Origin of the sequence: Chryseobacterium carnipullorum (assembly GCF_900142785.1) — a bacterium.
Lineage (GTDB): Bacteria > Bacteroidota > Bacteroidia > Flavobacteriales > Weeksellaceae > Chryseobacterium > Chryseobacterium carnipullorum.
In genome coordinates this window covers 253,730-271,414 of sequence record NZ_FRCD01000003.1, presented here as the reverse complement: position 1 = coordinate 271,414, position 17,685 = coordinate 253,730, and the positions used below count along the sequence as shown (strand labels likewise).

At 38.4% G+C, this 17,685-nt stretch carries 14 protein-coding genes; 5 read left to right on the top strand and 9 right to left on the bottom strand.

Annotated features, from left to right (window positions below; translation table 11 throughout):
- The first annotated feature begins 20 nt into the window (after positions 1-20).
- The 4 genes from BUC06_RS05115 to BUC06_RS05100 all read left to right on the top strand — a co-directional run bounded on the left by BUC06_RS05115 (position 21) and on the right by BUC06_RS05100 (position 6,313).
- A complete protein-coding gene (locus tag BUC06_RS05115) occupies positions 21-2,420 on the top strand; it encodes an endo-beta-N-acetylglucosaminidase H (protein WP_073330596.1) in 2,400 nt (799 codons plus the stop codon).
- A 194-nt stretch (positions 2,421-2,614) separates the two neighbouring features.
- Complete coding sequence (locus BUC06_RS05110; RefSeq protein WP_073330812.1) at positions 2,615-3,478, top strand: ROK family protein; 864 nt, start codon at positions 2,615-2,617, stop codon at positions 3,476-3,478.
- A 17-nt stretch (positions 3,479-3,495) separates the two neighbouring features.
- Positions 3,496-5,766 (top strand): GH92 family glycosyl hydrolase, encoded by a 2,271-nt coding sequence (locus BUC06_RS05105; RefSeq protein ID WP_073330592.1) that lies wholly within the window; start codon positions 3,496-3,498, stop codon positions 5,764-5,766.
- Positions 5,767-5,815: 49 nt separating this feature from the next.
- Positions 5,816-6,313, top strand: coding sequence for a cupin domain-containing protein (locus BUC06_RS05100; protein ID WP_073330588.1), 498 nt, complete (start codon positions 5,816-5,818; stop codon positions 6,311-6,313).
- A 68-nt stretch (positions 6,314-6,381) separates the two neighbouring features.
- On the opposite strand, the gene BUC06_RS05095 is transcribed toward BUC06_RS05100, so the two are convergent.
- From BUC06_RS05095 to BUC06_RS05075, 5 genes are all read right to left on the bottom strand, one after another.
- Entirely contained in the window at positions 6,382-9,069 is a 2,688-nt protein-coding gene (locus BUC06_RS05095; RefSeq protein WP_073330585.1) for a TonB-dependent receptor domain-containing protein, read from the bottom strand.
- A gap of 67 nt (positions 9,070-9,136) precedes the next feature.
- On the bottom strand, positions 9,137-9,418 hold the full coding sequence (locus BUC06_RS05090) for a hypothetical protein (RefSeq protein ID WP_228423623.1): 282 nt from the start codon (positions 9,416-9,418) through the stop codon (positions 9,137-9,139).
- Positions 9,419-9,518: 100 nt separating this feature from the next.
- Positions 9,519-10,175 carry a hypothetical protein gene (locus BUC06_RS05085; protein WP_073330578.1) on the bottom strand — a complete coding sequence of 219 codons (657 nt, stop codon included), beginning with the start codon at positions 10,173-10,175 and terminating at the stop codon, positions 9,519-9,521.
- A 79-nt stretch (positions 10,176-10,254) separates the two neighbouring features.
- On the bottom strand, positions 10,255-10,941 hold the full coding sequence (locus tag BUC06_RS05080) for a response regulator transcription factor (protein WP_034700772.1): 687 nt from the start codon (positions 10,939-10,941) through the stop codon (positions 10,255-10,257).
- Between the two features lie 162 nt (positions 10,942-11,103).
- Complete coding sequence (locus BUC06_RS05075) at positions 11,104-12,651, bottom strand: sensor histidine kinase (protein WP_073330577.1); 1,548 nt, start codon at positions 12,649-12,651, stop codon at positions 11,104-11,106.
- Positions 12,652-12,851: 200 nt separating this feature from the next.
- Here BUC06_RS05075 and BUC06_RS05070 point away from each other — a divergent pair, with 200 nt between their 5' ends.
- Complete coding sequence (locus tag BUC06_RS05070) at positions 12,852-13,337, top strand: SRPBCC family protein (protein ID WP_073330575.1); 486 nt, start codon at positions 12,852-12,854, stop codon at positions 13,335-13,337.
- A 93-nt stretch (positions 13,338-13,430) separates the two neighbouring features.
- Here the strand turns inward: BUC06_RS05070 and BUC06_RS05065 are convergent, their stop codons facing one another.
- The 4 genes from BUC06_RS05065 to BUC06_RS05045 form a co-directional block, all read right to left on the bottom strand.
- Positions 13,431-13,769 (bottom strand): hypothetical protein, encoded by a 339-nt coding sequence (locus BUC06_RS05065; protein ID WP_073330573.1) that lies wholly within the window; start codon positions 13,767-13,769, stop codon positions 13,431-13,433.
- Between the two features lie 215 nt (positions 13,770-13,984).
- Positions 13,985-16,027, bottom strand: coding sequence for a S9 family peptidase (locus BUC06_RS05055; protein ID WP_073330566.1), 2,043 nt, complete (start codon positions 16,025-16,027; stop codon positions 13,985-13,987).
- A gap of 175 nt (positions 16,028-16,202) precedes the next feature.
- Positions 16,203-16,943 carry a uroporphyrinogen-III synthase gene (locus tag BUC06_RS05050; protein ID WP_073330563.1) on the bottom strand — a complete coding sequence of 247 codons (741 nt, stop codon included), beginning with the start codon at positions 16,941-16,943 and terminating at the stop codon, positions 16,203-16,205.
- A 12-nt stretch (positions 16,944-16,955) separates the two neighbouring features.
- Complete coding sequence (locus tag BUC06_RS05045) at positions 16,956-17,624, bottom strand: DUF4271 domain-containing protein (RefSeq protein WP_139263300.1); 669 nt, start codon at positions 17,622-17,624, stop codon at positions 16,956-16,958.
- Between the last annotated feature and the right edge of the window lie 61 nt (positions 17,625-17,685).

Sequence of the window (17,685 nt, the reverse complement as noted above, 5' to 3'; positions counted from 1 at the left end):
GCCATCAAAATTGAAATTATATGAAAAAAAAATCTATTCTAACTGCCCTGACCGCCCTGGTCATTCAAACGGCATCTGTGCTTCATGCGCAACAGCTTAATCCCGTTGGAATATGCTACGTAGAAGTCAATAACAACAATATGCTGAACGCAGGATCTTATACACTGCAAAATACCAACAGACAGCTTTTTGATGTGGCCATTATTTTTGCAGCCAACATCAACTATGATGTTTCTAAAAACAGAGCTTATATTTCCAATAATAACAATGTCACAAAAGTGTTGAATGATGTCAACACATACGTAAGACCTTTACAGCAAAAAGGAATTAAAGTGCTGTTGGATATCTTAGGAAACCATCAGGGAGCAGGTATTTCCAATTTCCCGAATCGTGAAGCGGCCCGTGATTTTGCACAACAGATTGCTCACACAGTCTACACTTACGGTTTAGACGGAGTAGATCTGGATGATGAATATGCAGGCTATGGAAATAACGGAACAGGGCAGCCGAACAACAGTTCTTTTGTCATGCTCTTGCAGGAGCTCAAGTTAGCGATGCCGGATAAACTGATCACCTTTTACTATATTGGTCCAGCGACAACCAGACAGAGTTACAACGGAGATATGGCCGGAAATTATATCAACTACAGCTGGAATGCCTATTACGGAACTTACGATGCGCCCGTAGTACCACCGCTTAACAATACAAAACTTTCTGCCGCTGCAACATGGATCAGCAATACACCTGCCTCCACACTTACCACATTGGCCAACAATACAAAAAATGATGGGTATGGCGTATTTATGTGGTATGATCTTAATGGAGCAAATAATGCAAATTACTTAAGTACCGGATCAAATATTCTGTACAACGAAAATACATTACTTACAGGACCTCTTTATTCATGGACTCAGGGAGATGCCTGCGATCCTCCTTTAGGTCTTGAAGTGACGAATACTACCGGAACGTCAGCGAAACTAAACTGGACAGGGAATGCCTCCCAAACTTATAATGTCGATTATAAACCAGCCAATTCAACGACATGGGTCAATGCAGCCACCAATCTGTCAGGAAATAATACCATCATCAGTAATCTTACCCTGAATACTGAATATGACTGGAGAATTCAGTCAAACTGTTCAGCAACCATAAAAAGTACTTATCTGTTTGCTCCCCGTTTTAATTCAGGAAGCACATGCGGAACACCGTCAGGGATGAAGTCTGAAAGCTATCTGGGAACTACGACTAAATTATCCTGGGATGCCGTAGGAACTGCTGCTTCTTATAATTTACAGTATAAAACATCCGCAGCAACAAGCTGGACTGATGTTCCGAATATCACTACCAATTCATATACCCTTCCGGCTTTAACAGAAAATACAAACTATGTATGGAAAGTACAGACTGTATGTGGTGGAACAACGACCAGCGTATATTCCGGTGAATCAACGTTCAACAGTGGGTTTGCTCCTGTACAGAGTCCTGGTGCCAGATCACTTTCGTTCAACGGAAGCACCCATTATCTGAATGCGGGACAGTTTAACCTTAGCGGAAATGCAGTGACCTTTGAAGGATGGGTGAAAGTAAATGCATTCAAACCCAATTTTCCTTATATCTCTTCTGTAATGGGTATTGAAGTAGGTGACAGTAATTCTGCAATGCTAAGATTTGGCGACGGAAATCTGGCCAATAATAAACTACAATTCATATTAAGCTTTGGCTCTGCTCAGATAAAGCTGAATACGGTGACAACATTCAGTACCAATACGTGGTATCATATCGCAGCAACCTATGACGGTGCAGCCATGAAAATTTATGTTAATGGTGTGCTGGATGCAAGTGTTCCGGTGACGGGTAATTTTACGGCCAACGGTATTCTTTATCTGGCCAGAAATTATGAAAATGCACGGACCCTTAATGGATTCTTAGACGAATTCAGAGTATGGAAAAGAGCGTTGACAGCGGCGGAAATTCTAGCCAACAACTGTAATGTTTCAGCCAATGCAGCAGGCCTTGAAGCCAACTGGAAAATGAATGAAGGCAGTGGAAACGGTGCACTGGATACTACACCCAATACGCACTTTGCTACCCTCATCGGAATGTCCAATACCAACTGGAGAACTGACGTAGCTTGTGCTGCGGCATTATCTGCACAAGAGGTTACTTCTGAAAAAAACAATATCAGCTATGCTTATCCAAATCCTGTTAAAAAAGGAAATAATATTCATTTTACCATTAAAGACATTTCTGCCAATGAAATAACCTTATATGATATGACAGGAAAATTAATGGTGAGCCGAAAAATTGATAAAAATGATATGGTAATCAATACTCAGAATTTATCTGCAGGAACCTATATTTATACAATTCATTCAAAAGACAGTAAGATTAAATCTTCCGGAAAGGTGATTGTGGAATAAAAACTTAATCCTCATTAGGCGTATAAAAAGTAAAAATAAATTAGAGGATTTTTAGGCAGACAGAAAGCCTGCCGGCTTTCTTGTCTGTCTGTTTTAATAGTAAAAAATAGAGTTTAGATCTTAGAAAGATGCTCTTCTGATATCTGATGTCTGACATCTGGTATCTAACTAAAGAAAAAAAATATCATAAAAGAATGCAAAATACAGTAGGAATAGACATTGGGGGTTCACATATTACCATGGCTCAGGTAGATCCGGAGAAACGTGAAATCATCAGTGCTACATATGTAAGAGAACATGTGGATTCTTTCGGTCCAAAGGAAACTATTTTTTCTGCCTGGATCTCTGCCATTGAAAAAGTGACCCATGATTTGGTTAAAAGTGAACTTCTCATCGGTATTGCGATGCCCGGTCCTTTTGATTATGAAAACGGGATCTCACTGATGCAGCAGGGGAAATTTATCGATATCTATCAGGTCAATATTAAAAACGAATTGGCTGAAAGACTTTCAATTTACAAAGATCAGATTCATTTCGTGAATGATGCCGGAGCTTTTCTGGAAGGAGAAGTTTTTGGTGGCTGTGTCCGGGATTACAAAAGGATTTTTGGAGTCACGCTGGGAACTGGTTTGGGAACCGCTTTTTATAATGAAGAAGTAGCATCGGATGAGGATTTGTGGGATTCGCCTTTTAAAGATTCCATCTGTGAAGATTATCTTGCCACTCGTTGGTTCGTAAATCATTATAAAGCTTTAACCGGTAGGGAAATATCCGGAACAAAGGATCTTTTAGACCAGTCTGAAGAAATACAAACTAAAATCTTTGAGGACTATGCAGATTCTTTTGCAGATTTTATCGTAAAATATGTCAGAAACTATGAGCCTGAAGTTTTGGTTATAGGAGGAAATATTGCAAAAGTTTATCCTTATTTTAAGAAGAGGTTAAATCAGCATCTGGAAGAGTATAAAATCAAGCTTCCTATTAAAATTTCCGCTATTTTTGAAGATGCGGCCATTCTGGGTGCTGCAGGTTATGCTTTGAAGAAAAGCAACAGATAAATTAACAAAACGATATCATGAAGTCTTTATTTTCAACTTTTTTTATTGTACTCAATATCTTTGCGCTGGGCCAGGGAATATCGCCTGCGGATTATGTTAATCCTTTAATGGGAACCCAATCCAAGCCATCGCTGTCCAACGGAAATACCTATCCTGCCATAGGACTTCCATGGGGAATGAACCTATGGACCCCACAAACCGGAAAAATGGGTGACGGATGGGCTTATACCTACGATGCAGACAAGATCAAAGGTTTTAAACAGACCCATCAGCCATCTCCATGGATGAATGACTACGGAGCCTTCGCCATCATGCCGGGCGTCGGAAAACTAAAATTTAAGGAGGAAGAACGGGCAAGCTGGTTCAGCCATAAAGCCGAAAATGCAAAACCTTACAGCTACAGCGTTTATCTGGCTGATATCAATGTGACGACAGAGCTTACTCCAACGGAAAGAGCAGCATTCTTCAAATTCGATTTTCCTAAAACAGATAGTGCTTACGTGGTGATTGATGCTTTAAACAAAGGATCGTATATTAAAATTCTACCCAAAGAACGAAAAATTCTGGGCTACACCACAAAGTATTCCAGAGGGAAGTACAATAACTTCAAGAATTATTTTGTCATCCAGTTTGATAAAGATTTTGATTTAACAACGACCTGGAAAGACAGCGTTTTTGTGAACAATCAGTTAGAAATCACAAGCGATCACGCCGGGGCAATTGTTGGATTTAAACTAAGAAATAAAGAAAGCGTTTATGCAAGAACAGCTTCTTCATTCATCAGTTTCGAACAGGCAGAGCTCAATCTGAAAAGAGAAATTGGAGGCAGGAATTTTGAACAGGTAAAAACAGATGCTAAAAATATCTGGAATAAAACACTGGGAAGAATTGAAGTAAAAGGAGGAACCGATCAGCAGATGAGAACCTTTTATTCCTCTCTGTACAGGACATTGTTTTTCCCTCAGAAATTATACGAAATCGATGCTGATAACAAAGTAAAACACTGGAGTCCTTACAACGGGAAAATTCTGGATGGAAAAATGTTTGCAGGAACAGGTTTCTGGGATACTTTCAGAGCTTTATATCCTTTCCTGAATCTTGTCTATCCAAGCATCAATGTAGAAATGCAGGAAGGTTTGGCCAATTCATTCAAGGAGGGAGGATTTTTGCCGGAGTGGAGCAGTCCGGGGTATTCTGATATTATGATCGGGAATAATTCCGCTTCAGTAGTAGCCGATGCTTATATCAAAGGGCTTCGCGGATATGATGTGGAAACGCTTTGGCAAGCCGTGAAACATGGAGCCAATAATGAAGGCCCGATTGATGCGGTTGGACGTAGAGGAGTAGAATATTACAACACTTTGGGCTACGTTCCTTACGATGTTAAAATCAATGAGAATGCCGCCAGAACCCTGGAATATGCGTACGACGATTTCGCCATTTATCAGTTAGGAAAAGCATTGGGAAAACCAGCTTCGGAAATTGATATTTATAAAAAAAGAGCCAGCAATTATAAAAATGTATTCGATCCGGAAACAGGTCTGATGCGGGGTAAAAACAAAGACGGAAAATTCCAGTCGCCATTCAATCCTTTTAAATGGGGCGATGCCTTTACAGAAGGGAACAGCTGGCATTATACCTGGTCTGTTTTCCAGGATATCGATGGTTTGTCTAAATTAATGGGTGGCAAAAAGAAATTCGAAGCCAAACTGGATGAGGTGTTCGCACTTCCTCCGGTTTTTGACGACAGCTATTATGGAAGTGTGATCCACGAGATAAGAGAAATGCAGATCATGAATATGGGACAGTATGCCCACGGAAACCAGCCTATTCAGCATATGATCTATTTGTATAATTATGCAGGAGCACCTTACAAAACGCAATACTGGACAAGACAGGTAATGGATAAACTCTATTATGCAACTCCGGACGGCTATTGCGGGGATGAAGATAACGGACAGACTTCTGCCTGGTATGTATTCTCGGCTTTAGGCTTTTATCCGGTGACACCAGCAACAGACCAATATGTTTTGGGAGCACCACTTTTCAAAGAAGCAGTCATTCATCTTGAAAACGGGAAGAATATTGAAATAAAAGCACCGGCTAACAGTGCTGATAATTTATATGTTAAATCATTAAACGTAAACCTTCGGTCTTATTCAAAAAACTGGCTTAGCCACAAAGAATTGATGAATGGAGCCGTGTTGGAATTCCAGATGGACAATAAGCCAAACAAAGAAAGAGGCTCGCAGGAAAAAGATTTTCCGTATTCGATGTCCAAGGAATAGTCATTAACAAACTTTATATTTGAAAATAATTTTAGAACACGAATAAATTATGAGTGCAGAGAAAACAGAAATATTCGATAAGGTAGCAAAAATGCTGGAAGATCACGGTTTTACTATTGCGGCAAAAGATGAGACAAGACCTTGGGGTGGCTTTTTCGTGATCGATGAAAATCAGGCTCAGGATTTTGCCAATCAGTATTTTGACGGAATTGATGTAGAAAGTCTAAAAATAGGCGGAAAGCTGAGTCCTAAGATCCTTTTGGTTGCCCCGGATGCCCGTTTGAGCTGGCAATACCATCACCGCAGAGCAGAAATCTGGCAGGTAGTGGAAGGAATTGTTGGGATCAAAACAAGCAATACGGATGAAGAAGGAGAATTGAAAGAATACCATCCAACAGACCAGATCAAACTTCAGCAGGGCGAAAGACACAGGCTGATTGGACTTGACGGATGGGGTGTAGTAGCTGAAATCTGGCAGCACACCGATGCTTCCAACCCTTCGGACGAAGATGATATTGTAAGAGTACAGGACGATTTCGGAAGATAATCATCCCTGATATAAAAAGTAAAAACAGCATCGATTTGATGCTGTTTTTGTTTTATGTAGAATATTATTTAAAAAGTTACGTCAAGCCCCACATAGAAATTAGCCTTCATAATAGGCGCATACACCATCCCGCCATCAAAATAATTTCCGAAAGGATTCCTGAAATCAACAATGGCATTTTTCTGATAATAAGACGTAAGGTTTTCACCGCCTACATATGCTCTGAGCTTTTTATTGAAATTTCTTGAGATCTGTGCATTCAGCACCGCATAAGAATCAGAATATACAGGCAACTGAAATTCAGCGGGGTTGCCTGAGGTATCAGGAAGTCTTTGTTTTCCGACCCAATTCATCGTTGTGTCAAAACTCCAGAATCCTCCTTTATCATTTTTATTGGTTGCATAAGCCAGATTCACAAAGCCTCTGTGCTTGGCCATGAAAGGAATTTCTCTTCTGCCGTCAAGATAATCAGCCTGAACATCATAATATTTATAAGCCAATCTCACATCAAAATTCTTAAAAGGGGTAAAATCCCACTGCGTCTGAAAAGAGTTTGCAAAAGATTTTCCTTCTAAATTATAAAAAGTAAGCTGCTGTGGAGATCGGTCAAGATCAACAAGAACCTGATCCTGGAAATCTGTTCTGAAAAAATCAGCGACAATTGAAGATTTTCTTCCGAAAAGTTTGAATTCCTGTTGTAAGCTGACCCCATAGTTCCATGCGATTTCAGGTTTTAATCCGTAGATATTTCCCCCGTTTTGCAGGATCTGTATACTTCTGTTCGAAGCGAAATACTGTTGGTTTTCTGCAAAAACATTAGCCGTTCTGAATCCTCTGCCTGCGGAAAGTCTTACAATCGTCTGAGGCGTAAAATCATACTTAAAATTAACTCTCGGAGTGAACTGGGTTCCTGCAAGGTTATGGAAATCGGCTCTGGCTCCCGCTACCAAAGTATATTTTAATCCCGTCAACGTATATTCTGCAAAAATTCCCGGAACGATTTCATTTCTCTTCATGTCGTCCTTTAAATACGTTTCCTCGTAGCCATCATACAAAAAGCTCGCTCCGGCCTTATACTTATGATTCGTATTCCCGATGATGCTTTCAAAGATTAAATTGGAATAATACGTATGCTGTTTCCCAGAATAATTTCTCAGTCCAAAGAAGCTGTCCTGCTGATGATACACATATTGGTTCATCCATCCTAAACTCTGGTAAGGTTTTCCTTTAAAAACATATCCCGTTTTATTCCAAACCTGGAATCTTGAAATATCAATTCCTACACCATAAGCGCCCTGTTTGTCCTGACCCAAATTTTTGTCAAAACCGATCTGGCCGGCTGTTCTTTCATCTCTGAGAAAATTGATGCCGAAATGAGAACCGAATCCGGATTTTTCCAGATCATTATAATTAAGGAGATAAGCTGCATTGATTTGTGTTCCTTTCGGTCTGTCCAGAAAAGTATCATCATTCATATCCGTATCTCCAAAAGTTCCGTTTCCATGGAGTAGAAAGGTCTGAGACCATTTCTCATTGATGGAAGAGACGCTGGTAATATTGGCTTCCGCTCTTCCATTGAAATCAGCGAAAATGTTTAATGAAGTTTCAGGTTCTTTAGCATTTTTCAAAAGTTCAGTATTGATCTGCCCTGTGATACTTTCATAGCCATTCGTTACCGTACTTCCGCCTTTCGTCAGCTGAATACTTTCGATCCATCTTCCGGGGATGAAATTTAATCCATACGCTGAAGCGAGACCTCTGATTTCAGGAAGAATTTCCTTGGTTAAACTGGTGTATTTTTGGTCCAGACCGAGCATTTTCAGTTGTTTGGTTCCTGTAACTGCATTGCTGAAAGAAACGTCTACTGTTGCATTGGTTTCAAAACTTTCCGAAAGGTTACAGCAAGCGGCTTTTAATAATTCCTTCTTATCAATATTAAAAACAAGGCCTGCTTCCTTTTTGCTTAATGCTGTCGCTGCTTTTGAGCCTGTAATCAATACTCCTTCAATCTTTTTTTCGGAAGATTCGTGGCTTTCGGGAGAGGCAGATGCCTGGTGATCTTTATGGTCTACTGCTTTTGTTCCCTCCTCGAAATGAACATTTGGATTGGCTTCCCCGAAAGGAATATCCCTGTCATACAGACAACATCCCGGAAGATTTTTGTATACTGAATCAGACGTTTTATATTGTTCATTGTCATGACCGGCATCGGCAATAGCTTTCAATACCTTATCTGATGAGGTTTTTGAAGCGTCAAACTTTAAGGTTACTGTTTGCTTTTCTGCACTCCATTCTGCTGAATCTGCGCCGGCTGCTTTGGCTGCTTTTTGTATTCTGGCTTTACATGAGGCACAATTGCCTTTTACGTAAAACTCATTTTCTTTTTTAGCTTGATGCTGATGAGCTTCAGCAGGAGCAGATTGAAGGTCTCTTTCATAATGACAACATCCCGGAAGGGCGTTATAAGCAGCCTCAGAAGATTTGAATTTTTCGTTGTCGTGCCCGGCATCAGCTACTTTTTGTAAGATGTCATCTGTAGAAACTTTGTGGTCGGTTTCCAGCGTTAAAGTCTGAAGGTCGGTAGAATACACGGCAGTTTTAGCACCTGCTTTCTTAGCTGCAGTTTCTATTCTGGATTTACACATATCACAGTTTCCTTTAACTTGAAACTGGCTTTTTGAAAGATTTTGAGCTGATATCAATTGTACAGACAGCATCATTAGACCAAGAATGAACTTGGAAATATATAATTTCATTTGTTTAAAAGTTTAGATTAATTAAAAACGGTCCATTAAAATACTTAACGGACGATCAATGTTGGAATTAACCTAATTTAGGCGGTTGCCAGATCTCTTTTAAACGGTCTGATAAATAAGGCGGTGTATATTGGAACTGATGATTCTTACTCGCTTTGTAGTAAGACAGTTCAAAATGTAAATTTTTAGAAAAAGGAGTTTCTATATAAGTATAGCATGCAACACATGTTGAACAGCAGTCATCAGTGCATGAAGACTTTGTTTTGTCATGTTTGCTGTCTTTTGAAGTGTGATTTTTACAGCAGTCGCTTTTTTCAGTCTTGGCTTTGTTGCAGCATGTATCCTGCATAGATTGAGAGTAGAAGCTGCCTTTAGGAACTAAAAAAACTCCTAGACAAAAAATAACTGCAAGAATGTGAAACAGCTTCATCTCTGCAAAAATACAAAAATTATGACAAAGGATCACCAACTTTTAAAGCACAGTTGTGCCAAGGTTCTCCGTGTGCCGGATTCAGTTTGGGTTTTGGACCCGTTGGAGCTGGTGCTGTTACCGGACCGGGAACGTTTTGTGCACTTTGAACAGGTTGTGGTGCAGGGGTAGCGGAGGGAACCGGTGCAGGTGCAGGTTTGCTGTTTAAAGGCTGACCTACGGGAATATCACATCTGTGACCAGGTTGTCCATGTGGAGGATTCATACCGGGAGCTGTTTTTACTTGCTTTCCATTGTTATCAATCACCACTTTTCCAGGCGACATGGAGTTAGGATCTATTTTAATGGCATTGTTGGCATTGACTGCAACATTTTGCGGAGCTGCCTGTCCTGGTGCCGGACTTCCATTTAAAGGCTGTCCTACTGGAATGTCGCATCTATGGCCTGGCTGCCCGTGGGGAGGATTCATTGCTCCTGCTGGGGCCGCTACAGCGGTAAGGTTAGGCTTGGATTGAATGCCGGCCTGTTCCATTAGAGAAGCTTTCGGAGATGAGTTAACTGCCACATTAGGCTGCTGAACCCCTGCTTCTTCTTTTAAATAAGTAGCTCTTTCGTCTTTATTGCATGAAACGGCTAATAAGGAAATGGCGATAACGCCTAAGAATGTATTTTTCATATCCAATCGGTATGAAACAAAATTAGCAAAACATTTTTAATTGTTTTGCTAATTTTATATTTATAATATAGTTTTAGAACTAATTTTTAACTAAAAGTCTAAATCCTTCTCCGTGAACGTTGATAATTTCCAATCCCTCGTCATCTTTTAAAAGCTTACGAAGTTTCGCAATATAAACGTCCATACTTCTTGCTGTAAAGTAATTTTCCTTCTTCCATATCTTTCTTAAAGCAAGATCTCTCGGCATAAAATCATTTCTGTGGATGCAGAGAAGCTTTAATAATTCATTTTCTTTTGGAGAAAGTTTATATTCTTTATCACCTACTTTTAATTGTCTCAGCATAGAGTCGAAGAAAATATTACTGATCTTGAACTGCTCCTGCTCTTCATTTTCTAAAGTAGAACTTCTCTGCAGGATGGCTTTGATCTTATACAAAAGAAGTTCCGTATCAAATGGCTTTGTAATATAGTCGTCTGCTCCCAGTTGGTATCCTTTAAGGATATCTTCCCTCATATTTCTTGCGGTAAGGAATATGATAGGGGTATTTTTATCGATTTTTTTTACGTCTTCAGCTAATGAAAACCCGTCTTTTTTGGGCATCATTACATCGAAAATACAGATATCAAATTCATTTTCTGTAAATTCTTTCAAACCCTGTTCTCCATCTGTAGCAAGGTTTACTTCAAAGTTATTGATTGTCAAATAATCCTTCAGCACCGCCCCGAAACTCTGATCGTCTTCTACTAATAATATTCTGTTGCTCATGATTTTAATAATTAAAATTAATGATTAAAAATTAAGAATGAACGTTCTCACTCTATCTTCTATATTTTGTTATTGGTTTTATATTTTATCATTGATCAATGATAAACGATGAATGATTCTTTGCTATAATCTGATCATCATTGATCTCTTATCCCTTATCATTTAGCTCATCGGCAGTTTGATCGTAAATGTACTTCCCTTGTCTTTGTGGGAATCTACGATGATCTGTCCTTTGTGCAGTTCTGCAATTTTCTTTACGTAAGAAAGTCCCAGTCCCTGTCCTTTTACATTGTGGATGTTTCCGGTTTCCTCCCTAAAGAATTTTTCAAATATTTTGGTCTTGTTTTCTGTTTCCATTCCCATTCCCTTGTCCGAAATTTCGATGACATACCAGTTTCCTTCATTTCTTGTCTTCACATGGATCTCAGGTGCATCAGGCGAATATTTGTTGGCGTTATCCAATAAATTCACCAGCATATTTGAGATATGGAATTCATCTATTTTGAATGTATAATTCGTTGCATTGAATTCCTGCGTAAGCGACCCGTTTCTCTGTTTTACAATCAGGTTAAAAGATTCTGTTGTTCTTTTGATCAGTTCACGTACGTTAGTTTCCTTTAAGAATAGCTCTACCTCATTTCTTTCAAGCTTGGACATATTCAGTACATTTTCCACCTGCTTTTTCATCCTTAAATTTTCCTGCTTGATCAGTTCCGAGTAGTATTTTACTTTTTCAGGATTGGTAGCAATTTTATCATTGGCTAAAGAATCTGTCGCAACAGAAATGGTGGCCAGTGGCGTTTTAAACTCATGAGACATATTATTGATGAAATCTGTCTTTACCTCTGCCAGTTTTTTCTGCCTCATCATATAATTAATGGAAATAATATAAATTCCAAGAATAGTCAATAATGAGAGGAAGGTTCCTAAAAGCATCGGCCAGTTGTTCATAGCAAGCGAATATTCTTTTTTAGGAAACACCAAAGCCAGACTGTACAAAGTCCGGTTTTTAACATCTGTAAAAAGAGGGTAGCTATAGGTATTGTTATCTTTTTTCTCTTTGTATGCTTTATTGACGACTCCTGTGAGTTTATTATTTTTATCAATAACTCCATACCCGAATTTCGCTGTAATTCCTTTTATTTTCAACTCTCTTGCGATGACGGAATCAAGAATATTGGCATCTACTCTTTTAGCAATCGGAAGATTGGTGCTGAGTACTTTTACAAATTCTTTTACAGCATAATCACCATTTTCAATATCATTGTTGATCTCTGTGGTAAGGAGTTCGCGGTTTGTTGTGTCTTTTTTTACCTTGTAAGCTGCATTGTCAGTATATAAAGTAGTCAGTTTGATAGAGTCTCCTTTTGGAGATATGGGCAGCTGTGTTTTTGATATAATATTTTTTGAATAGATGATCTGGCGTTGGGTACCGGAATCTTCTACCTGTTGAATCGTTGTTAAAGAAGGTTGGTCTTTATTGGCAAGAATGCTGCTTCTCAGGTTTTTATAATTTTGATTAAGGTATTTATCTGCCTCAATTTCTTCAATATTTTTAGCTGTATTTTCTAGAGCAGAATATACTTTATTCGAAAATTCCTGCTCGAGAGCTCCATAATAACCTTTCAGCCAATAAAATTGGAGCGTAACAAAGACAATCAGTGAGATCGTCATAAACACTGAAATTATTGGGATGAATTTGTTATTCATTACTTGATTTTATAGGTATTAAAAAAATGAATGTTAAAATTAATTATTTTAAGACTTGATAAACAAAAAACGAGCCAAAAAATTGTTTAATTTCTCTTAAAAGGGAGTTTTTTAACATTTATTTATGAATTATAAATTACTTGTCCTATGGAAAGTCCTGTGAACTGATAAAATAGCTAGCTTTGTTAAAAATAACTGCTATGGAATCTACAATCGTTTTTAACAAAGATTTTGATTTGAACAGTGTCTATGTCATGAAAATTTATGACGCTGAAGCTTCAAAAGTATGGGATTATTTTACCCAATCCGAATTATTGGATCAGTGGTGGGCTCCAAAACCGTGGAAATGCGAAACGTTCCAACAGAATTTCAAAGAGGACGGAATCTGGCATTACGCGATGGCAGGACCGGAAGGTGAAAGAATGTATGGACAGGTAAAATACGGTGAAATTACTGAGCACAGAAGCTTTGACGGAACTGATGCCTTCTGTGATGAAAAAGGAAACATCAATGAAAATTTTGCACAATCGAAATGGTTGTTTGGGTTTACAGGGATAGAGGAAGGAACAAAAGTAACGATCAATATTCATTTTCCTTCACCTGAAGCCATGAAACAACAGCTGGAAATGGGTTTTGAGGAAGGATTTAAGATGGGGCTGACCCAGCTGGAGGATATTCTCAAATAGTCGGAAATTTTAAAAGACTGTCATTATTCCCTTTTCGTTGTAAAATAAAAGACGGGCAAAGGCCCGTCTATATTGAATTTTATGTTGTGTGTATCAAATCAGTTCTTCTTCCTGAAAATACTGTATAATCGCTTTTTTCATTAGAAGAGACTGCTCATTGGGTCTTAGTTCCGGGAGAGCCTCCAATGTATCATACTGCGGCCACCCGTCTTCATAATGGGTAAACTTATAATATCCGAATGGTTCCAATAATCTGCATACCGCAATATGGATCAAATTTACCTTGTCTTCTTTGGTGTATTTTTGCTGGCCGCTTCCAAGTTCCTGCAACCCGATCAGAAACAAAAGGGTTTCAATCGGAGGATTTTTTTCAGTATCAAAATTGTCTGTAAAAAATTGTTCTATCTTTTGCCAATATTCAGATTCGTTCATAGTATTCGTCATTTATTTTCTTCAGCTTTTTTTGCATCTTCTTCTCTTGCTTTTTCAAGAAGCTGTTGCAGTTTTTTTCTTGTTTTTCTTTAAAAACGTCTCGCTTTTCCGCCTTTCGGATTTTATCCTTTTGTATGAGGTAATAAACAATGGCTATGGCGAGGAATGCTAGTGATAACATAATTTTGTTTTTAAAGTTGAAGAAAAAATTAAAGTTATTTTTTGTCAATCTTTAAGAGAAATGCATATTCCAGTGCGTCTTCCTTCAATGATTCAAATCTTCCGCTCGCTCCACCGTGGCCTGAGCTCATGTCGGTCTTGAATAATAAGAGATTGTCGTCTGTTTTAAGTTCTCTCAATTTTGCCGTCCATTTTGCCGGTTCCCAATACTGTACCTGTGAATCGTGGAGTCCAGTTGTGATCAGCATGTGTGGATACTCTTTCGCTTCAATATTATCGTAAGGCGAATATTCCTTCATGTACTGATAATATTCTTTGTCATTTGGATTTCCCCACTCATCATATTCTCCTGTTGTTAAAGGAATAGTTTCATCGAGCATTGTGGTGACTACATCTACAAAGGGAACCTGTGCAACAATTCCGTTAAAAAGTTTAGGTTCATAATTGACAACTGCTCCTACCAAGAGTCCGCCGGCGCTTCCTCCCATGGCATACATATGTTGAGATGAAGTATAGTTTTCCTGAATCAAATGCTTTCCTGCATCGATGAAATCGAAGAACGTATTTTTTTTGAAGAGCATTTTACCATCTTCATACCATTCTCTTCCCAGATATTCTCCTCCACGAATATGAGCGATAGCGTAAATAAATCCTCTGTCTAAGATAGAAAGTCTGACATTGGAAAAACTCGCATCTACTGTATGTCCGTAACTTCCATATCCATATAAAAGCAATGGGGTATCTGCAGATTTTTGGGTGTCTTTATGATAAACCAGTGAAATAGGAATTCTTGTTTCTCCATCTCTGGATTCTGCCCAGATTCTTTCTGAAATATAATTTTCAGGAATAAATTTTCCGCCAAGAACTTCCTGTTGCTTCAGAAGGTGAGTGGTTTTCTCTTTTAGATTGTATTCATACGTTGAACTTGGTTGAGTCAGTGAAGTATAACCATAACGGAGGACTTCAGTGTCAAATTCCATATTGATCCCGATGTAAGCAGTATAGGTGGGATCAGAAAAAGGAAGATAATAAGATTCTTTAGTTTTCTCGTCAATAATTTTGATCTGTAATAATCCTTCTTCTCTCTCCTCCAGCACCAGATAATCTCTGAAAATTTCAAAACCTTCCAGCAAAACTTCAGCACGGTGTGGAATAACGTCCACCCAATTTTCCATTCCGCAGTTATTGATTTTGGTTTTTACAATCTTGAAATTGATAGCGTCGTCTGCATTCGTAATGATGTAAAATTCATCTTCATAATGTTCTACCGAATATTCAAGATCGTCTATTCTTGGCTGGATAATCTTCCATTCTGCAAAAACATTGTCCGAAGGAATGAACCGGTGTTCATCAGAAATTGTGCTTGAGCTTGCAATGAAAATATATTCCATCGACTTTGTTTTGAAAACATTCACATCAAAAGTATCATCCTCTTCATGGAAGATCAAAATGTCTTCTGAAGAATCTGTACCCAATTTGTGTCTGTACACCTGAAAAGCACGTAGACTTTCATCTTTTCTGATGTAGAAAACATGTTCGTTGTCATTCGCCCATACCGCTTTTCCGGTCGTATTAAGAATCTGATCCGAGAAAATTTCTCCGGTGATGAGATTTTTGAAATTGATGGTATAAATCCTGCGGCTTACATTGTCTGATGAAAAAGAAACCAGCTTATTATTGGGAGAAACAGCTACACTTCCTACTTCAAAATAAGTTTCACCTTCTGCTAATATATTGACATCAACAATAATTTCTTCCTCGTTGTCAAGGCTTTTGTGCTTTCTGCAAAAGATAGGATACTCTTTTCCTTCTTCGTAGCGTACAATATACCAGTAGCCGTTAAAGAAATAAGGGAGAGACTCGTCGTCTTTCTTGTACCGGGCTTTCATTTCTTCGAAAAGTTCTTCCTGAAAAGCTTCTGTGTCTTTCATCATCAGCTCTTCGTAAGCATTTTCCTCTTCAAGGTATTTAATGACTTCAGGGTTTTCCCTTTCGTTAAGCCAGAAGTAGTGGTCTGTTCTTCTGTCGCCGTGTATTTCCAGTATTTTTTCTATTTTTTTTGCCTGTGGAGCTTTCATCCGAATATTTTAAGTTTTTATTGAGGCGGATGGAACGTACTTATATCTGTTCTCTTTTCTGAGAATCGTTTTTATAGGGACGTTTCATTCAATATTAATTTTCGTTCAAATTTAGTTAAAAAAAAGCCATCTTTCCTGATCGAAAAGACGGCTGTTTTATCTTAAGTGTTAAAGGCTATTTGTGAAGCGCTTTAATGTATTTTTCAAGGGCCATAGTCATGGACGGTGTTTCCTTTGTAGGAGCCATCAGATCTACCTTCAGGCCTGCTTCTTCTGCAGCTGCCATAGTAGTGTTTCCGAAAACACCAATCTTTGTTTCCTCCTGTTTGAAATCCGGGAAGTTCTGCTGTAAAGATTTGATTCCCTGCGGGCTGAAAAAGATCAGCATATCGTAATCCTTAGCATTGATATCCGTAAGATCACTGCATACCGTTCTGTACATGATTGCTCTTGTCCAGTCTACATTGGATGCTTCCATCGTTTTCACGATATCCGGACTCAAGACATCTGAAGACGGCAGAAGATACTTTTCAGTTGGGAATTTTTTGAATAGAGGGAGAAGATCTGAGAAGTTTTTCTCCCCAAAACTGATCTTTCTCTTTCTGTAAACAATATGTTTCTGAAGATAGTTGGCAATTGCCTCAGACTGGCAGATGTATCTCATCGTATCCGGAACCGCAAAACGCAGCTCTTCAGCAAGTCTGAAGTAATGGTCTATCGCGTTTTTACTGGTAAAAATAATCCCGGTAAACTGCGTCAGATCGATCTTCTGTGTTCTTAGTTCTTTGTTGTCAGCTCCTTCGACGTGGATGAAAGGACGGAAATCAATCTTTATTTTTTCCTTCTTTGCTATATCCAGATATGGAGAAGACTCACTAGGCGCTGGTTGAGAAACCAATATAGACTTTATTCTCATCATTGACTTTTATTAAAAAAATAACAACTTCCATAGCAACAATAAAGGTGCGATTTGGAGGGTGCAAATATACAAAAATTTATAATACCATTTTTCGGGAAGTATGTTGTTTTTGTGAAACAAATAGAAGAAAATCTTGAAAACCGCGACAAATGCGAAGAAGCAGAAATAATAGAAAAATATTTTATTTCTGTCTACAGGGAAATAATAGTGGGTAATACACAGAATTATTAGTAAAAATGAAAGAATGAAGTAGAATTTTGTGGAGGTAAAATAAAAAATTGGCCATTTTCTGCCATCACCTATACTTTGGTAAAATAAAAATCCCAAAGCAGATTTTGATACATAAAAAAACAAAACTGCCATAAAGGTGTAGCCAAATTTATTCAGCTGGTAACCCATAAGCTGTAGATCTGCGATATATTTCGGGACAATAGGAATGTATTGTGAAAGCAGCACAGACAAAGTAAGGGCCGTTACACAGGAAGTAATGATCCAGCTTGGAAGGTTATTGCTTGCATCGAAATATTTCTGAAGGAGAAAGTCTTTCAGGCTGGCATCTCTTTCTATGATATTCATCATAAAAACATACAGGAATACGCATCCTATCAGGATAAAAATGACCCAGTCATTATTTTCAGGTATTCTTACGTGGTTGATAAAGTTTTGTGATAGCAGCAAAGGATTATTTTTTGCAAAATTATAGATTATTTTGTATAAAATAAAAAGGTTAAATAAACTA

Excerpts from the sequence above, each read along its gene's own strand:
- BUC06_RS05055 (WP_073330566.1), bottom strand. The coding sequence starts at position 16,027 with ATGAAAGCTCCACAGGCAAAAAAAATAGAAAAAATACTGGAAATACAC.
- BUC06_RS05070 (WP_073330575.1), top strand. The coding sequence starts at position 12,852 with ATGGAATCTACAATCGTTTTTAACAAAGATTTTGATTTGAACAGTGTC.
- BUC06_RS05105 (WP_073330592.1), top strand. The coding sequence starts at position 3,496 with ATGAAGTCTTTATTTTCAACTTTTTTTATTGTACTCAATATCTTTGCG.
- BUC06_RS05110 (WP_073330812.1), top strand. The coding sequence starts at position 2,615 with ATGCAAAATACAGTAGGAATAGACATTGGGGGTTCACATATTACCATG.
- BUC06_RS05095 (WP_073330585.1), bottom strand. The coding sequence starts at position 9,069 with ATGAAATTATATATTTCCAAGTTCATTCTTGGTCTAATGATGCTGTCT.
- BUC06_RS05050 (WP_073330563.1), bottom strand. The coding sequence starts at position 16,943 with ATGAGAATAAAGTCTATATTGGTTTCTCAACCAGCGCCTAGTGAGTCT.
- BUC06_RS05065 (WP_073330573.1), bottom strand. The coding sequence starts at position 13,769 with ATGAACGAATCTGAATATTGGCAAAAGATAGAACAATTTTTTACAGAC.
- BUC06_RS05100 (WP_073330588.1), top strand. The coding sequence starts at position 5,816 with ATGAGTGCAGAGAAAACAGAAATATTCGATAAGGTAGCAAAAATGCTG.
- BUC06_RS05090 (WP_228423623.1), bottom strand. The coding sequence starts at position 9,418 with ATGCAGGATACATGCTGCAACAAAGCCAAGACTGAAAAAAGCGACTGC.
- BUC06_RS05085 (WP_073330578.1), bottom strand. The coding sequence starts at position 10,175 with ATGAAAAATACATTCTTAGGCGTTATCGCCATTTCCTTATTAGCCGTT.
- BUC06_RS05075 (WP_073330577.1), bottom strand. The coding sequence starts at position 12,651 with ATGAATAACAAATTCATCCCAATAATTTCAGTGTTTATGACGATCTCA.
- BUC06_RS05080 (WP_034700772.1), bottom strand. The coding sequence starts at position 10,941 with ATGAGCAACAGAATATTATTAGTAGAAGACGATCAGAGTTTCGGGGCG.
- BUC06_RS05115 (WP_073330596.1), top strand. The coding sequence starts at position 21 with ATGAAAAAAAAATCTATTCTAACTGCCCTGACCGCCCTGGTCATTCAA.